This is a genomic window from Canibacter zhoujuaniae (assembly GCF_011752015.1).
Classification (GTDB): Bacteria; Actinomycetota; Actinomycetes; order Actinomycetales; family Microbacteriaceae; genus Canibacter; species Canibacter zhoujuaniae.
Map to the genome: position 1 here is coordinate 253056 of NZ_JAAIKA010000001.1, position 14474 is coordinate 267529.

Here is a 14474-nt window from a genome sequence, read left to right on the forward strand (position 1 = left end):
CGCAAACGGCTAATGAATGAAGGGATCGATCTTAGTGAGCGCTGAGAAACTAACCAGCCACGTCTCTTTGATCTGGAGCATCGCAGAGCTTCTGCGCGGTGACTACAAAGAGCACGAGTATGGCGACGTTGTGCTGCCTTTCACGGTGCTCACCCGTTTAGATTCAGTGCTGGTTGACACGAAGCAGGCTGTTTTAGATATTAAAGCCACCTCGCTGCCGTCTCAGGTGAAGGAGCTGCAGTATGCGAAGGCCACGGGCTACCCGTTTTGGAATACCTCAAACTTTACGCTCAAGACGCTGCTTAATGACCCAGACAACCTGGAACAAAACCTGTCTTACTATGTGCAGTCTTTTGCCCCGGCAGCACGTGAGGTGATGGAGTCTTATAACTTCTATAACGTGATCGAGCGTCTCGATAAGGCGGGCCTGCTTTACCAGGTGCTCGCTGAGTTTACCTCCGCGAATGTTAATCTGCACCCGGATGTAGTCAGTAACTCTCAGATGGGTTACATTTTCGAGGAGCTCATCCGCAGGTTTTCTGAGCTTTCTAACGAGACTGCTGGTGAGCACTTCACACCGCGTGAGGTTATCACGCTGATGGTCAATATTTTGTTTAACCCAGACGCAGATATTGACAGGATCTGCGCACCTGGTGCGATGGTTTCGCTCTATGATCCGGGTGTTGGCACCGGCGGCATGCTTTCGACCGCCGCGCAGCACGTTGCCGGGTTGAACAGCACCGCGCGTCTTGAGGTTTTCGGGCAGGAGCTCAACCCGCAAACCTATGCGGTCGCTAAGTCAGACATCATGATTAAGGGTGAGCGTCAGGAGCGCATCTATCAGGGTAATTCTCTAACCAACGACCAAACCGCAGGTAAGCGGTTTGACTATATGCTGTGTAACCCACCTTTTGGGGTGAATTGGAAGAAGTATGCCGACCCGATTCTTGATGAAGCGAAACGTAAGGGCTGGCAGGGCCGTTTTGGTGCGGGCACTCCGCGCGTCTCTGATGGGTCGTTTCTGTTTTTGCAGCATATGATCTCGAAGATGCGGCCCTATGACCCGAAAGATCCGGTGAACGCGCCGGGCACCCGGATCGCGATTGTTTTTAACGGCTCCCCGCTGTTTACGGGCGGTGCTGGGGGAGGTGAATCGGAGATTCGCCGCTGGATTCTCGAAAATGACTGGTTGGAAGCGATTATCGCGCTGCCAGATCAGATGTTTTATAACACGGGGATTCTCACCTATGTTTGGGTGCTGTCTAACCGTAAAGAGCGTAAGCGTCAGAACAGGGTGCAGCTGATTGATGCCACGAGTTATTTTCAGCGCATGCGCAAACCCCTCGGCGAGAAGCGGAAAGAGCTCACCCCAGAGCACATTAGTGCCATTACGAAGCTTTACGGGGCGTTTGCAGAGACTGAACACTCTAAAATTTTTGACACTGCAGATTTTGGCTACCACGAGATCACCGTTGAAAGCCCGCTGCGGTTAAGTTTTCAGGCCACTGCTGAGGCGCTTGACCGGCTGCAGCAGACTAGGGTTTTTGCCGATCTTGCTGTCTCGAAGAAGAAAACTGAGCCCGCCCGCAGTGAGCAGATTCAGGCGGGGGAGCAGTTGCAGCGGGCAATTCTTGAGACGCTAGCGGGGCTTAACCCTGAGCGGGTTTACCTCAACCGTGATGAGTTTACCGATCTGCTCAGCGAGGGTGTTAAAGCCCGGGGTGAGAAGATCAGCGTTGCCGCCTTGCGGAAGATTGTGGCTGAGCTTGGCACTAAAAACCCTGAGGCTGATATGTGCCGTGACGCGAAGGGCAACATTGAGGCCGACCCTGATCTGCGCGACACCGAGCAGATACCTTTGCGAGAAGATATCGACGCCTACTTTCAGCGGGAGGTTATCCCCTATGCACCGGACGCATGGATTGACCGTGCGAAAACCAAGGTCGGCTACGAGATTCCCTTCACCCGCTACTTCTATAAATATGAGGAGCTGGGTGACCCGGTAAAAACCCTCGCCGAAATTCAAGCTCTCTCAGCGAGCATTCAAGCTGACATCGCCAAACTCTTCAGTGAGCAGGTGAGATGATGCCTCATCTTGAAGATAAGGAGGTTTGGTTCGGTGAATTACCAGAGGGATGGAGTGCTATCAGAATTAAAAGGCTTGCTGATATTAATAATGGGTTAACATACTCTCCAGAAAACCTATCTGACCATGGGACTCCTGTGCTCAGGTCAAACAATATTCGCAACGGAAAATTAGACAAAACCGATCTGATTTACGTTGACTTAGATATTCCAGATAAGGCTAAAGCAGCCCGAGGAGACGTTTTAATATGCTCTGCTAACGGCAGTAAAAAACTGATTGGTAAAAGCGCTGTCATAGATGAAGATGGAATGGCTTTTGGAGCCTTCATGATGATCGCTAGGCCTTACTGCAACAGCAGGTATTTCTACTACTTGCTTAACTCCGACTTATTTAATTATTACCTACCAACCTACCTAACAACCACTATTAATCAGTTAACAGTGTCGAACTTCGGAAACATGATAGTTCCGTTCTCTGATGACGCAACAATGCAGCAGCTTATTGCCGATTATCTGGATGATAAGACTGGTGAGGTTGATGGGGTTGTTGGGAAGCTTAGGCGGCAGGTTGAGCTGCTGGAGCGGTATCGGCGTGAGCTGATCGCCCACACGGTGACCCGCGGCCTCGACCCCCACGCGCCGATGAAAGACAGTGGAATTGAATGGTTGCCTAGTGTTCCATCCCATTGGGAGGTAGCTCCGGGTAAGCGCGTTTTCATCAAGCTGCAAAGACCTGTTAAAGATGGCGCTGAGACTGTTACCTGTTTTAGAGACGGCACTGTTACGCTGCGACGAAACCGAAGAATTGACGGATTTACTGAGTCTCTGCAAGAAATCGGATATCAGGGTGTTGAAATAGGTGACCTAGTCATTCACGAGATGGACGCATTTGCTGGTGCGATCGGAGTGTCTGATTCTTCAGGGAAATCGACGCCCGTATATTCCGTTTGTAGCATGCAAGGTGAGGGAAGCCCGCATTTCTTTGCATATCTACTTAGATACATGGCACGTTCTGGATTTATTGAATCTCTTGCCCGCGGCATTAGACAACGCACTGTCGACTTCAGGTTTAAGACACTCGCTACTCTTTTGGTTGCAATCCCACCTTATGAAGAGCAGAGGCAAATTGCAGCTTATCTTGATCGAAAAACCCGTGACATCGATTCAGCTGTAGCTGGCATCAAACGGCAGATCGAGCTGCTGGGCGACTATCGCAAACAGGTTATTAACGATGCGGTGACGGGCAAAATTCGTGTGGGGGAGGTCGCGTGATGGATACTTCTGAGCGCAGGTTTGAAGAAGAAATAGAACACTGGCTGACTAACGTTGGCTCTTCCAAGTTTGACCGCTACGAGTCGAGGCCGTCGGCCGGCTACGACAAGCAGCTGGACTTGTATCCGCAGGATCTCCTCGAATTCGTGCAAGAAACCCAGCCGCAGCAGTGGGAGCGCCTAGAGCGCATCCACGGCACTAAAGCCGCAGAAAAATTCTGCAAACGTGTGGCGCGTGAACTTGATCAGCGCGGCGTGGTTGAGGTTTTGCGCCAGGGTGTGGAAGACCTCGGCGCCAGATTCAAGCTAGTGTATTTTGCGCCCGGCTCAGACCTAAACGAGATGCTGGCAGAAAAATACTGGGCCAACCGCATGACTCTCGTGCGCCAGCTGCGCTACACGACGAAAAACAACAACTCTGTTGATACAGTGCTGTTCGTCAACGGCATTCCTGTGGTGACCTTGGAGTTAAAAAACCAACTCACCGGCCAGACCTATCGTGATGCGATTGAGCAATACAAGCGCTCACGGCCTGCCTCAGAGGTGCTGTTCGGCCTGAACCGCCGCGCAGTAGTGCATTTTGCGCTCGATACTGACGAAGTGTGGATGACCACCAAACTGAACGGCTTAAACACAGTGTTCTTACCGTTTAACCGTGGTTTTAACAACGGTGCCGGCAACCCGCCCGTCCCCGAAAAATACAAAACTTCCTACCTGTGGGAGCAGGTGCTGGCAAGAGATTCACTGCTCGATATTCTGCACCGCTTCGTGCAATTCATCCCAAATAAAACTGATGCGCGGAAAAATAAACTGATCTTCCCGCGCTACCACCAGCTTGACGCCGTGCGCGCTCTAGTTGCCGACGCAAAAACGCATGGCGCGGGCACAAACTATCTGGTGCAGCACTCTGCCGGCTCCGGTAAATCAAACACGATAGCCTGGCTTGCGCACCATCTCTCCAACCTGCACGACAGTCAGCAGCGGGCAGTGTTTGATTCAATCATCGTCATCACCGACAGGCGGGTGCTAGACAAGCAACTCCAAGATACGATCTACGCAATGGATCACACAGCCGGTGTGGTAGTGCGGGTAGATAAAAGCGCCCGGCAGTTGACCGAAGCTTTAACCGACGGGGCGAAAATCATTATTTCCACCCTGCAAAAGTTTCCGTTTGTAGACGTGAGCGCTATCGCCACAGCCGGTAAACGATTTGCGGTGATCGTTGATGAGGCGCACTCCTCACAAACAGGTGAGACATCTGAACGGTTAAAGCAGGTGCTGGCAGATACGGCAACAGAGGGGAAAGACTCAGAAGAAGACCTCCTCGAGCGTTACGCGGCAGCTGAAGCGCAGGTCGAAGAAGAGCAGCTCGAAATTGATGAGCAGATCGCGCAAGAACTTCTAACCCAAGGCCGGCAAAAGAACCTATCCTTCTTCGCTTTCACAGCCACACCGAAGCAAAAAACGCTAGAAATGTTCGGCACCCCCGTGCCAGATAGCACACCAGAGCCCTTCCACGTCTACTCAATGCGGCAAGCGATCGAAGAGGGATTCATCCTCGATGTGCTGCAAAACTACACCACATATCAAACGTATTACAAAGTGGGTAAAACCACTGCCGAAGATCCAGAATATTCGACGAAACAAGCCAACAAAGCGCTGGGGAAATATTTAAGCCTGCACCCGTACAACCTGCGGCAAAAAGCAGAGATCATCATCGAGCACTTTCGTGCCAACGTCGCTCACAAGATTGGTGGAAACGCTAAAGCGATGCTGGTTACCGGCTCGCGTCTGCACGCGGTGCGCTATTTTTTTGCATTCCGTGACTACATCGAACGCATGGGCTACACCGACCTGGGTGTGCTGGTTGCCTTCTCTGGCACAGTAGACGATAAGGGCGCGGAATACACTGAGCAGCAGCTCAACCAGATCCCGGAAGAAGAGCTCCCGGAACGGTTCGCAACGGGGGAATATCAGCTGCTGCTGGTTGCAGAGAAATACCAGACCGGTTTCGATCAGCCGCTCCTGCACACAATGTATGTCGATAAAAAACTGCACGGCGTGAAAGCAGTGCAAACCCTGTCGCGGATCAACCGGATGCACCCGGGCAAAACCGACACATTCGTGCTCGATTTCGTCAACAGCGCAGAAGATATTCAAAAATCATTCCAAGACTATTACATTTCGACAGGCATCACAGCCGAAACCGACCCCAACATCGTCTACGATCTGTACCACTTCCTCGCGTCATACCATTTGTGGACAGACAAAGAGCTTGAAGGCTTTAATCGGGTGTTCTTCACCGCGCAGAAGAAACAAACAAACCTCGACTTCAGTAGGCTCAACGCCTACCTAGACCCGGCGGTGGGTCGATTCAATGAGCTTAGTGACGAAGACAAGCTCAAAGTGCGGGCGCGAATGAATAAGTTCACCCGCAACTATGATTTCTTGACCCACATCATCCGCTACGATGATGCGACCCTGCATCGTTTTGCCGCTTACGCAAAACTTTTGGTGCGCAAGCTCCGCATCGACGGCGACCCCGCCCCGAGCCTCGATGATGAAGTCACATTGCAGTATTACCGCCTGCAGCAGGTGTATGAAGGATCCATCGCCCTGGCAGATGAGCAAGGGCAACTGTCAAACAATCCCGACACTGGCGGCGTTAAGGAAGACGACAAAGACACACTGTCTAATATCATTTCTAAGCTCAACGACCGTTGGGGCACCGAGTTCACCCACATGGATAAGGTCATCGAACAGCTCACCGAAGATATGGTGGAAGATCCCGAGGTTAAATCGCGTGCGCACAACTCGATGGACATGTTCTCCATCGTTTACGCTGAGCGGATCCAAGATATCGTGCTCGACCGCATGAACCAGAATCAGGATTTTGCGATTAAATATCTTGCCGATCCACAGTTCAAAGCTGATATTGACCGCGTGCTCTTACCCCTGATTCACGAGCGCCTCAACCGCAAAGACTGAACCGGATCGGTGACAGTAACTCCATTCGGCACTTGTGCACTGCTACCCACCAGCCAGAAACTGCTGTCTCCGTCCAACTAATAAAGATTCGCAAGCAATATAATTATTGGAACCTCTGTAAGTTTGGCACTCGGGTTGGCAGGTAGCGGTGTAGCTGCTGCTAGCGTTGGTGAGAACGGAGAAGTGGCATGGATACTTCTTGGAAGCCTGTCTCGTTTTCATACGCCTGGTGGGGGCATCTAATCACTGGTTTTATTGTCGGTGTATGTGTTCTTATAGCCTCTGCCGTTGTGTTTTGGCTATTGCCATACAAGATGCCTGTGCATCTATTGATAATTATTGTGGGATTAAGCGTGGTTATTTGCGAAACACTATCGACCACGTTTGATCTGAATTATGCAAGAAAAAAGAAGCATAATTCTCCAGGTGGTTGGCTACCCATATTTGCAAAGCTTTTTCTGTTAGCAAGCATCTATTTTGCAGCGTCTTACGTGCTAACTGGTTCTCTGTCATCAGCAGGAATCATAGTGCTTATCGCAATAGCTGTGGAGCTGGTATTTGTTGTCTTACTGCGGGCTTGGAAACCGGGGATGAATGATGAGGAAGTGCGTCAAGCATGGCGAGATACCGCAGAGGCCGCTAAACGGGTGATGACGGAAAACTGAGGCGTGGACGACCCGGAAGGTGGTCATGTTTCACAACTCACAAGAGCTGATCACTCAATTGCCCGTAGAGTAATATAAAAAGCAGTATGGCAGCCGAAAGGCACTCTATCCACCATCCTTGGAAAGCGAGAGTTGAGGATGCGCGGCTACGCAGTTGTAGATATAGAAACGACCGGTTTTTCGTTTAACCACGGGCACCGGATTATAGAAATTGGTGTTGTCGAGCTGAGCCCTGCTGGCGAGATTGAAAGCTCATGGGAAACCCTGGTGAACCCGCAACGGCATGTGAGCGCTACAGAGGTGCATAAAATTACTGCCGCTGATGTGTGCGGTGCCCCTATTTTTTCAGATATCGCTGACAGGTTGTTGTCCTCGCTCGATGGGCGCATTCTCGTCGCACACAACGCACGGTTTGATAGCGGTTTTATTCATCACGAGCTGCGGCGATGCGGGCGCGGCCCCGCACAGGATCTGCCTGTGATTGACACGGTCAGGCTTGCGAAGAAATATTTAAATCTGCCGAGCGTAAAACTGGGTGCCTGCTGTGAGTATCTCGGCATCACTAATGAGCAGGCGCATGCGGCTGTTGCTGATGCCATCGCAACCGCAAAGCTTTTTCAGTACCTCTTAAAAAACACTCCCGCTTTTGACCACATGATTAGCGCTCTGTGCGCACAGGTTACAGATTTAACCGGTGTGCGATCGACACCCGGTCTTTCGTCACCGCAGCAGCCGGTGCTTTTGAGTCGAAAACTTGTTGCTGAGGCTCGTGCCGCTGCGCGTGATGGTGGCTGGTTTGCTGGGCTGGTTCGTGACCGTGCGCCTGTGGCGAGCGTGGCGTTTGAGGAATATTTCAAACTGTTAGATCTGGTGTTGTTGGATCAGCAGCTGTCGCTAACTGAGCAGACTCAGTTAGTATCTTTCGCTAATAATAATAGAGTGGGCCGTGACGGTCTGCGAGAGCTGCATGAGAGTTATGTTTCTCAGTTGATCGAACAAGCCTGGGCTGATGGAGTTATTACCGAGCAAGAGCGCAACATCGTGTTGACTGTTGCTAGCGCCTTAGGTGTTTCCGAAGCTGCTACGGAGGCTGCTCTCGCTTCTAACCGGTCTAGCCTATCTGCCGCAGCTCGGTCACAGTCGCAGGGGAGTGCTGCCGGCCGTCCTGTTTCTGAGCAAGTGGGCCCTTTGCAGGGAATTCTGTTGCACGCCGGTGATCGGGTGACCGTGACGGGTGAAAAGAAGTTTAGTAGAGCAGACTGGACTGCGTACCTGGCAGCACACGGTGTAGAGTTGGCCGGCATCGCGAAAAAGACCCGAGTGCTAATTGCGGGGGATCCAGACTCACAGTCATTAAAAGCTAAGAAGGCGCGTGTTTACGGGATCCCGATTATTGCCGAGGAAGTAGCGCGCGACATAATCCGCTTTGCCGACTAGCCGCGATTTCCTCCGGTACTCTGCTTAGAGATGTTTAAGACCGTCTTTCCCTTAGAGCGGCCGTTCGCCACCTTCTCAAGTGCCTGATTAATATCGGCAAGATCGTAAACCGCGTCAACAGCGGGGGAGATGCTGCGCTCGGCGAGCACGGCTGCGGCATCTTGCAGCTGAGCACCATTGGATTCTACAAAGAGGAAATCATAGGTGACCTTGTGACGTTTGGCTAGCGCATCAAACTTCCTGCCGGCCAGAGTGAATAGCATCTGCTTGAACAGAGGAAGGCCCATACGCTTTGCAAAAGCGCCGTTTGGCAGAGCGCGCAGAGAAACTATGTGCCCGCCGGGTTTTAAGATTCCCATCTGGCGCTCAGTCTCTTTGCCGCCTACACTGTCGAGCACATAATCTATATTTTCTAGCTCGGTGGCGTAGTCTTGGGTGCGATAGTCGAAGAAAAGGTCAGCACCCAGCTCTAGCACCCGCTCCCTGTTACTGGCAGAGCCGTTTGTGATGACTGTTAACCCTTTGGCTTTAGCTAGGGGGATGGCCATTGCACCCAGAGCGCCGGTGCCGCCTGAAATGAAGATTGTCTCGCCCGGTTGCGGATCCATCAGCTGCAGAGACTGCACGGCGGTCAGCGCCGTGAGCGGGATCGCGGCAGCCTCCACATCGTTGAAAACATCAGGCACATGCGCGAGCGCGTCAACATCTACGGCAACATATTCAGCAAAGGCACCTATGTTATCTAGCGGGAGTCTCGCAAAAACCCTGTCGCCCGGCTGAAACCTGGTGTGTGGTGTTGCTACTTCCTCGATGATGCCAACCACTTCATGGCCGGCAATAAGCGGCAGAGAGTATGGCGTGATGAGCTTTACTTCGCCCCGGGAGACCATGTTGTCAAGAGGGTTCACACCCGCTGTCAGCACACGCAGCAGAGCCTGGTGAGGGGCGGGTGTCGGCTTTGGAGCCTCCTCGAGTGAAAGCTGTATCGACTTCTTGTTGTACTTTAATAGCTGGGCGGTTTTCATTAGCCTTCTTTCCGGTCTTGTGGCTTGCGAAACGATGTTTAGGTATTCATCTTAACGACCGGTTGCGGTGTAAAGATCGATAAATGGTTTGAATCCGTGCAACAGAGATCTCTTCAGCTACGACAGCTCTGCCACAAAATCTAATTGATAAGGGTATCGCGAGATAGTTCTCCGTAGCGTGCCGGCTCGGCTATCCCTTTCGCTAGCAACGGATGCTTGTTTAATATGGGCTCGATAGTGTCTGTCAACCACGCGCTAGATATTCCAGAACGGGTAGCGACATCGTCAAGCGCGACAAAAATTTTGTATATTGAATGATCTGAAAAGGTGCGGTAATTCCGCTTGATTTGTCTGGCGGTCTTCGGTTGTAGACCGGGAACATCGAGCACCCGGTGGTTCCACAGCTGAGCGCAATGGGCTACTCGGTTACGTAAATATACGAATGATTTGACTTGACCGGGCAGTAATTTGCGCGACGTGCCCATCGATTCTGCGATATCATCAAGCACGCCGGAGGCACTGGAAGCTTCGATGAGACGAGACAGGCTGCCGAAAGAGAAGGCTTCCACTGCAACCCAGATTGGCATGCGGTCATAGGCTTCAGGCTTGTAGACACGGCCTTGCTTGACCTCACCACGGTAATGAGCGACGAAATCTTCTTTACTGCGGTCAAGATTGGAAAGCGCATGTTCTTCGACACGTATCGCATCCTGGTGGGGTGATTGGGTGAAACCCTCACCGCGTGCAAACTTCCCCGTTACCCCAACATGGCGACCATAGGCATAAGCGAACCGGGTGCGAAGAAGAACCTCCAGAGGGTGCAGCAGTTCATCGCAGACACTCACAAGTTCTTGCTCAGCGTTATAGAGTGCACAAATAGTTTCGAATGAGGTGCCGTCAAAGAATCGGTTGTTGCCGCCTGCTGGATCATGCTGCCAGTACCGGAAGTACCCTGAGAAGCGGTAGTAATTGACTCTCGCAAGGAACTTAATTGCAGCTGCTGTGTCATCAAAGCACATGCCGCGCTGGCCGAGCAGTTCTACTTGTTGCTCGTAGCTCAACCATTCTTTCGGCATTGGGTTTGCCTCCACGATATGAAAGGCCCCGGCCATTTGTGCATCACCCGCGATGGGTGAGAGGCCTGACCGGGGATCTATCGTTACCCATTTTATACCACTGCATGAATGATACACAACCAAGATTGCGCATACCGTGCGGATCAGGTAAAAGCCATGAAACAGTATGGGTGATAGCGGTGGTGGATTCGTGCCTGCGTTAGCCGGGAGAGATAACCCAACGGACTCGAAGAAGAATCCGCTAGTGGAACTAACCTAGGTCAGTCTGCAAGAGAGTGTGGCTTGCTCGAACGCACAATCATTGCGGTGGTGATCGATGCGAGGATCGCTGCCAGCACCATGTGTGCCCCAACCGCGATCGGTGGCAGCCCAAAGTTAGCCTGATAAATTCCGATAGCCACCTGCACAAGCTGCAGCACCAAAAGCGCGGCAAAAAACTTGCGGGTGCTAGCGTTCGTTGCATAGGCAAGAATCAAACCAATAACTGTGACGCTAAGCAGCGCATAACCCGGCCAAGCGTGCATGTGCGCGAGCAGCTGTGCATCAATGCCGGTGCGCTGCACGTTAGCATCACCAGAGTGGGGGCCAACCCCGGTGGTGATGATCCCAACGAAAATAGTCGCAACACTAAGCACTGCGATCAGGGTCGTGGTGAGCCAAATAGAGTCTTTCACAACCTTCACTCGCGGGCCGGGCGCTTGGGTCATGCGCATCACAAAAACCGTGCCGACAGTCACCATCAAAATGGAGGCAAAATAGTGGAACCCGACGATCAGCGGGTTGAGCCCGGTAATCACAATAATGCCACCCACAACCGCCTGCGCTAACACACCCGCGAGCATGACCCAGGCAAGCGCGAAAAGATCTGGGCGCTGCTTCCGGTAACGCCACACAAGAATCAGCACAGCAAGCGCTAACACACTGAGCACCCCGGTCATGAGACGGTTGCCAAACTCAACCGCTGAATGCCATGTGAGCTCTTCTGTCGGCAGCAGAGAGCCGGGAGTGCACAACGGCCAAGTCGGGCAGCCCAGCCCCGAACCGGTTAGGCGCACAGCACCACCGGTGCCGATAATCACGATATTGGCAAGCATTGAAGCCCAGGCCATGCGCCTCAGCCACGGGCTTTTGATGCCTTGATTGCCGTGATCCGCAAGAGAGGCAGGGGCGGTGGCAGGTGACATCGAAAAACTCCTTTAGGCGCGTGTCTGGCAAGGTAAGCCTAACCTGATTCAAGCCTACCTAAAATTCAGGCAGCGCTCGGTAGAGTAGAAGGCGTGGTCGCTAACAGTGCCTATTCTATGCGCAACCGCGACTAAAAGCCCGCAAGGAAGGTGTAATGACAGACGTATTAATTGATCGTCCCGAACTGCAAGAGCTAGGTAAGTACGAGTTTGGGTGGCACGACTCTGACGCAGCCGGGGCAAGCGCCAAGCGCGGCCTGAGCGAAGATGTTGTGCGCGATATTTCTCGTTTAAAGGGTGAACCTGAATGGATGCTTCAGCGTCGCCTCAAAGCACTGCAGCTGTTTGATCGCAAACCAATGCCGCAGTGGGGCGCAGATCTTTCAGAGATTGATTTTGACAACATCAAATACTTTGTGCGCTCGACAGAAGAGCAGGCGCAAACCTGGGAAGATCTGCCAGAAGATATTAAAAACACCTACGAGCGCCTCGGCATCCCAGAGGCTGAGCGTCAGCGTCTGGTTGCCGGTGTTGCAGCACAGTATGAGTCAGAGGTTGTCTACCATCAGATTCGTGAAGATCTCGAACAGCAGGGGGTTATCTTCCTCGACACTGACACCGCGCTAAAAGAACACCCAGAAATTTTCGAAGAGTATTTCGGCACCGTTATTCCTGCCGGAGACAACAAATTCGCTGCCCTAAATACCGCAGTGTGGTCTGGTGGATCCTTTGTTTATGTTCCGAAGGGCGTGCACGTTGAGATTCCGCTGCAGGCATACTTCCGCATTAATACTGAGAACATGGGGCAGTTTGAGCGCACCCTGATTATTGCCGATGAGGGTAGCTACGTGCACTACATCGAAGGCTGCACCGCACCAATCTATAAGACCGACTCACTGCACTCTGCTGTTGTTGAGATTATTGTGAAGAAAAACGCCCGTGTGCGTTACACCACAATTCAGAACTGGTCTACCAATGTGTACAACCTCGTCACGAAGCGTGCAATCGCTGAAGAGGGCGCAACTATGGAATGGGTTGACGGCAATATCGGCTCAAAAGTGACGATGAAGTATCCGTCAATCTTCTTAACCGGTGCGCACGCCAAGGGTGAGACTCTCTCAGTCGCCTTTGCAGGCCCCGGTCAGCACCAGGATGCTGGCGCAAAGATGATTCACTTAGCGCCGCACACGCAGTCATCAATCGTGTCAAAGTCGATTGCGCGTGGCGGTGGCCGGGCCGGCTATCGCGGTGAGGTCAAGATCGCTGAAAATGCGCACCATTCAGCAAACTCCGTTATCTGTGATGCGCTGCTGGTAGACCGTATTTCACGCTCAGACACCTATCCCGCAATCGATATTCGGGTTGATGACGTGCAGCTCGGCCATGAGGCAACCGTCACCAAGGTGAGCGAAGCGCAGCTGTTCTACCTGATGAGCCGGGGTCTTACCGAAACTGAAGCAATGTCGATGATTGTGCGCGGCTTTATTGAGCCGATCGCACGCGAACTGCCAATGGAGTACGCACTCGAGCTGAATAAACTTATCGAAATGAATATGGAAGGATCGGTCGGCTAAGTAATGGGTATTAACCACAACGACGAAAAGTTCGTACCAATCCAAACTCGCTCAGAGCGCCCCAGCTCAACCGACCTCGCTGATTTCCCGGAGGTTACCGGTCGTGAGGCTGAGTGGCGCTACACTCCCGTGAAAGAGCTCGACGCAATCTTGAACGGTGAGCTGGCAGCAGCTAAACCAACCGTAGACGCCGGAGAAACAGCCGGAATTGACGCTAAATTCGTAAGCCGCGACGATGCTCGCATCGCTTCGGTCTACAAACCAGAAGACCGTGCGGCAGTGCGCGCGCACAACGCTTTCGAAGAAGCACTCGTCATCGAGATCAGCGGCGAAGAAGAAAAACAGGGTGTTGTGCGGCTGTCTGATTACGGCACCGCAGCAAGCGGCGGCCATATTTTTATTGATGTGAAACCGCACGCACAGGCTGTGCTCACTCTCGTTTACAGCGGCAGCGCGAAACTCACCGAAACAGTTGAAGTGAAAGTGGGAGACGGCGCAAAACTCAACCTCATCACGATTGGTGAGTGGGATGAAGATGCGATTCATGTTTCAGCCCACCATGCTGAGGTTGGCCGTGATGCTTTCTTAAAGCACGTTGTTATCAACCTGAGTGGCAAGATCGTGCGCATCAACCCGTCGGCACACCTTGTGCACAAGGGCGCAGACGTCGAGCTGCACGGCCTCTACTTTGCCGATCCCGGCCAGCACCTCGAACACCAGGTTTGGGTGAACCACCAGGCGCCCAACTGTCGCTCACGCGTCAGCTATAAGGGTGCGCTGCAGGGGCGCGGATCGCACACAGTGTGGATCGGTGACGTGCTTATCGGCCCTGAAGCTGTTGGCACCGACTCATATGAAGAAAACCGGAACTTGGTGCTCGGAAGCGGCCCAATCGCCGACTCTGTTCCAAATCTTGAAATTGAGTGCGGCGATATTGAAGGTGCCGGTCACGCATCAGCAACCGGCCGTTTCGATGAGGAGCATCTGTTTTATCTGATGGCGCGTGGCATCGACGAACTAACAGCTCGTCGCCTGGTTGTGCACGGCTTCCTGAACGAGGTTGTGCAACAGATCGACAACGCTGAAATCGCTGCGCAAGTTGCTGAGCGACTCGACGCTGAACTTGCGCGTTCAGACGCTGCGATCGCTGCGAGCATGGAGCGCTAAGC

General features: G+C 52.6%; 10 protein-coding genes. 7 read left to right on the top strand and 3 right to left on the bottom strand.

What is annotated here, in order from left to right; genetic code table 11:
* Positions 1–34 precede the first annotated feature (34 nt).
* The 5 genes from HCQ99_RS01165 (at position 35) to HCQ99_RS01185 (ending at position 8446) form a co-directional block, all read left to right on the top strand.
* Complete coding sequence (locus HCQ99_RS01165; RefSeq protein WP_166984735.1) at positions 35–2086, top strand: type I restriction-modification system subunit M; 2052 nt, start codon at positions 35–37, stop codon at positions 2084–2086.
* Complete coding sequence (locus HCQ99_RS01170) at positions 2086–3357, top strand: restriction endonuclease subunit S (protein WP_166984737.1); 1272 nt, start codon at positions 2086–2088, stop codon at positions 3355–3357. The genes HCQ99_RS01165 and HCQ99_RS01170 overlap by 1 nt, the downstream gene beginning before the upstream one ends.
* Complete coding sequence (locus HCQ99_RS01175) at positions 3357–6344, top strand: type I restriction endonuclease subunit R (protein ID WP_208317137.1); 2988 nt, start codon at positions 3357–3359, stop codon at positions 6342–6344. Before HCQ99_RS01170 ends, HCQ99_RS01175 begins: the two co-directional genes overlap by 1 nt.
* A 188-nt stretch (positions 6345–6532) precedes the next feature.
* Entirely contained in the window at positions 6533–7009 is a 477-nt protein-coding gene (locus tag HCQ99_RS01180) for a hypothetical protein (RefSeq protein WP_166984741.1), read from the top strand.
* A 138-nt stretch (positions 7010–7147) separates the two neighbouring features.
* Entirely contained in the window at positions 7148–8446 is a 1299-nt protein-coding gene (locus HCQ99_RS01185) for an exonuclease domain-containing protein (protein WP_166984743.1), read from the top strand.
* On the opposite strand, the gene HCQ99_RS01190 is transcribed toward HCQ99_RS01185, so the two are convergent.
* From HCQ99_RS01190 to HCQ99_RS01200, 3 genes are all read right to left on the bottom strand, one after another.
* Positions 8443–9471 carry an NADP-dependent oxidoreductase gene (locus tag HCQ99_RS01190; RefSeq protein ID WP_166984745.1) on the bottom strand — a complete coding sequence of 343 codons (1029 nt, stop codon included), beginning with the start codon at positions 9469–9471 and terminating at the stop codon, positions 8443–8445. The two genes, HCQ99_RS01185 and HCQ99_RS01190, sit on opposite strands and share 4 nt — an antisense overlap.
* Before the next feature lie 140 nt (positions 9472–9611).
* On the bottom strand, positions 9612–10547 hold the full coding sequence (locus HCQ99_RS01195) for an Abi family protein (RefSeq protein ID WP_166984747.1): 936 nt from the start codon (positions 10545–10547) through the stop codon (positions 9612–9614).
* A 260-nt stretch (positions 10548–10807) separates the two neighbouring features.
* A complete protein-coding gene (locus HCQ99_RS01200; RefSeq protein WP_166984749.1) occupies positions 10808–11731 on the bottom strand; it encodes a COX15/CtaA family protein in 924 nt (307 codons plus the stop codon).
* 155 nt (positions 11732–11886) lie between these two features.
* On the opposite strand from HCQ99_RS01200, the gene sufB reads away from it, so the two are divergent.
* Both sufB and sufD read left to right on the top strand, forming a co-directional pair.
* The gene (gene sufB / locus HCQ99_RS01205; RefSeq protein WP_166984751.1) at positions 11887–13305 is read left to right on the top strand and encodes a Fe-S cluster assembly protein SufB; all 1419 of its coding nucleotides are present in this window, start codon (positions 11887–11889) and stop codon (positions 13303–13305) included.
* A gap of 3 nt (positions 13306–13308) precedes the next feature.
* A complete protein-coding gene (sufD, locus tag HCQ99_RS01210) occupies positions 13309–14472 on the top strand; it encodes a Fe-S cluster assembly protein SufD (protein ID WP_166984753.1) in 1164 nt (387 codons plus the stop codon).
* Positions 14473–14474: the final 2 nt, after the last annotated feature.

Coding starts and splice junctions, on each gene's coding strand:
- HCQ99_RS01170 (WP_166984737.1), top strand. CDS start 2,086: ATGCCTCATCTTGAAGATAAGGAGGTTTGGTTCGGTGAATTACCAGAG.
- HCQ99_RS01175 (WP_208317137.1), top strand. CDS start 3,357: ATGGATACTTCTGAGCGCAGGTTTGAAGAAGAAATAGAACACTGGCTG.
- HCQ99_RS01180 (WP_166984741.1), top strand. CDS start 6,533: ATGGATACTTCTTGGAAGCCTGTCTCGTTTTCATACGCCTGGTGGGGG.
- HCQ99_RS01185 (WP_166984743.1), top strand. CDS start 7,148: ATGCGCGGCTACGCAGTTGTAGATATAGAAACGACCGGTTTTTCGTTT.
- HCQ99_RS01190 (WP_166984745.1), bottom strand. CDS start 9,471: ATGAAAACCGCCCAGCTATTAAAGTACAACAAGAAGTCGATACAGCTT.
- HCQ99_RS01195 (WP_166984747.1), bottom strand. CDS start 10,547: ATGCCGAAAGAATGGTTGAGCTACGAGCAACAAGTAGAACTGCTCGGC.
- HCQ99_RS01200 (WP_166984749.1), bottom strand. CDS start 11,731: ATGTCACCTGCCACCGCCCCTGCCTCTCTTGCGGATCACGGCAATCAA.
- sufB (WP_166984751.1), top strand. CDS start 11,887: ATGACAGACGTATTAATTGATCGTCCCGAACTGCAAGAGCTAGGTAAG.
- sufD (WP_166984753.1), top strand. CDS start 13,309: ATGGGTATTAACCACAACGACGAAAAGTTCGTACCAATCCAAACTCGC.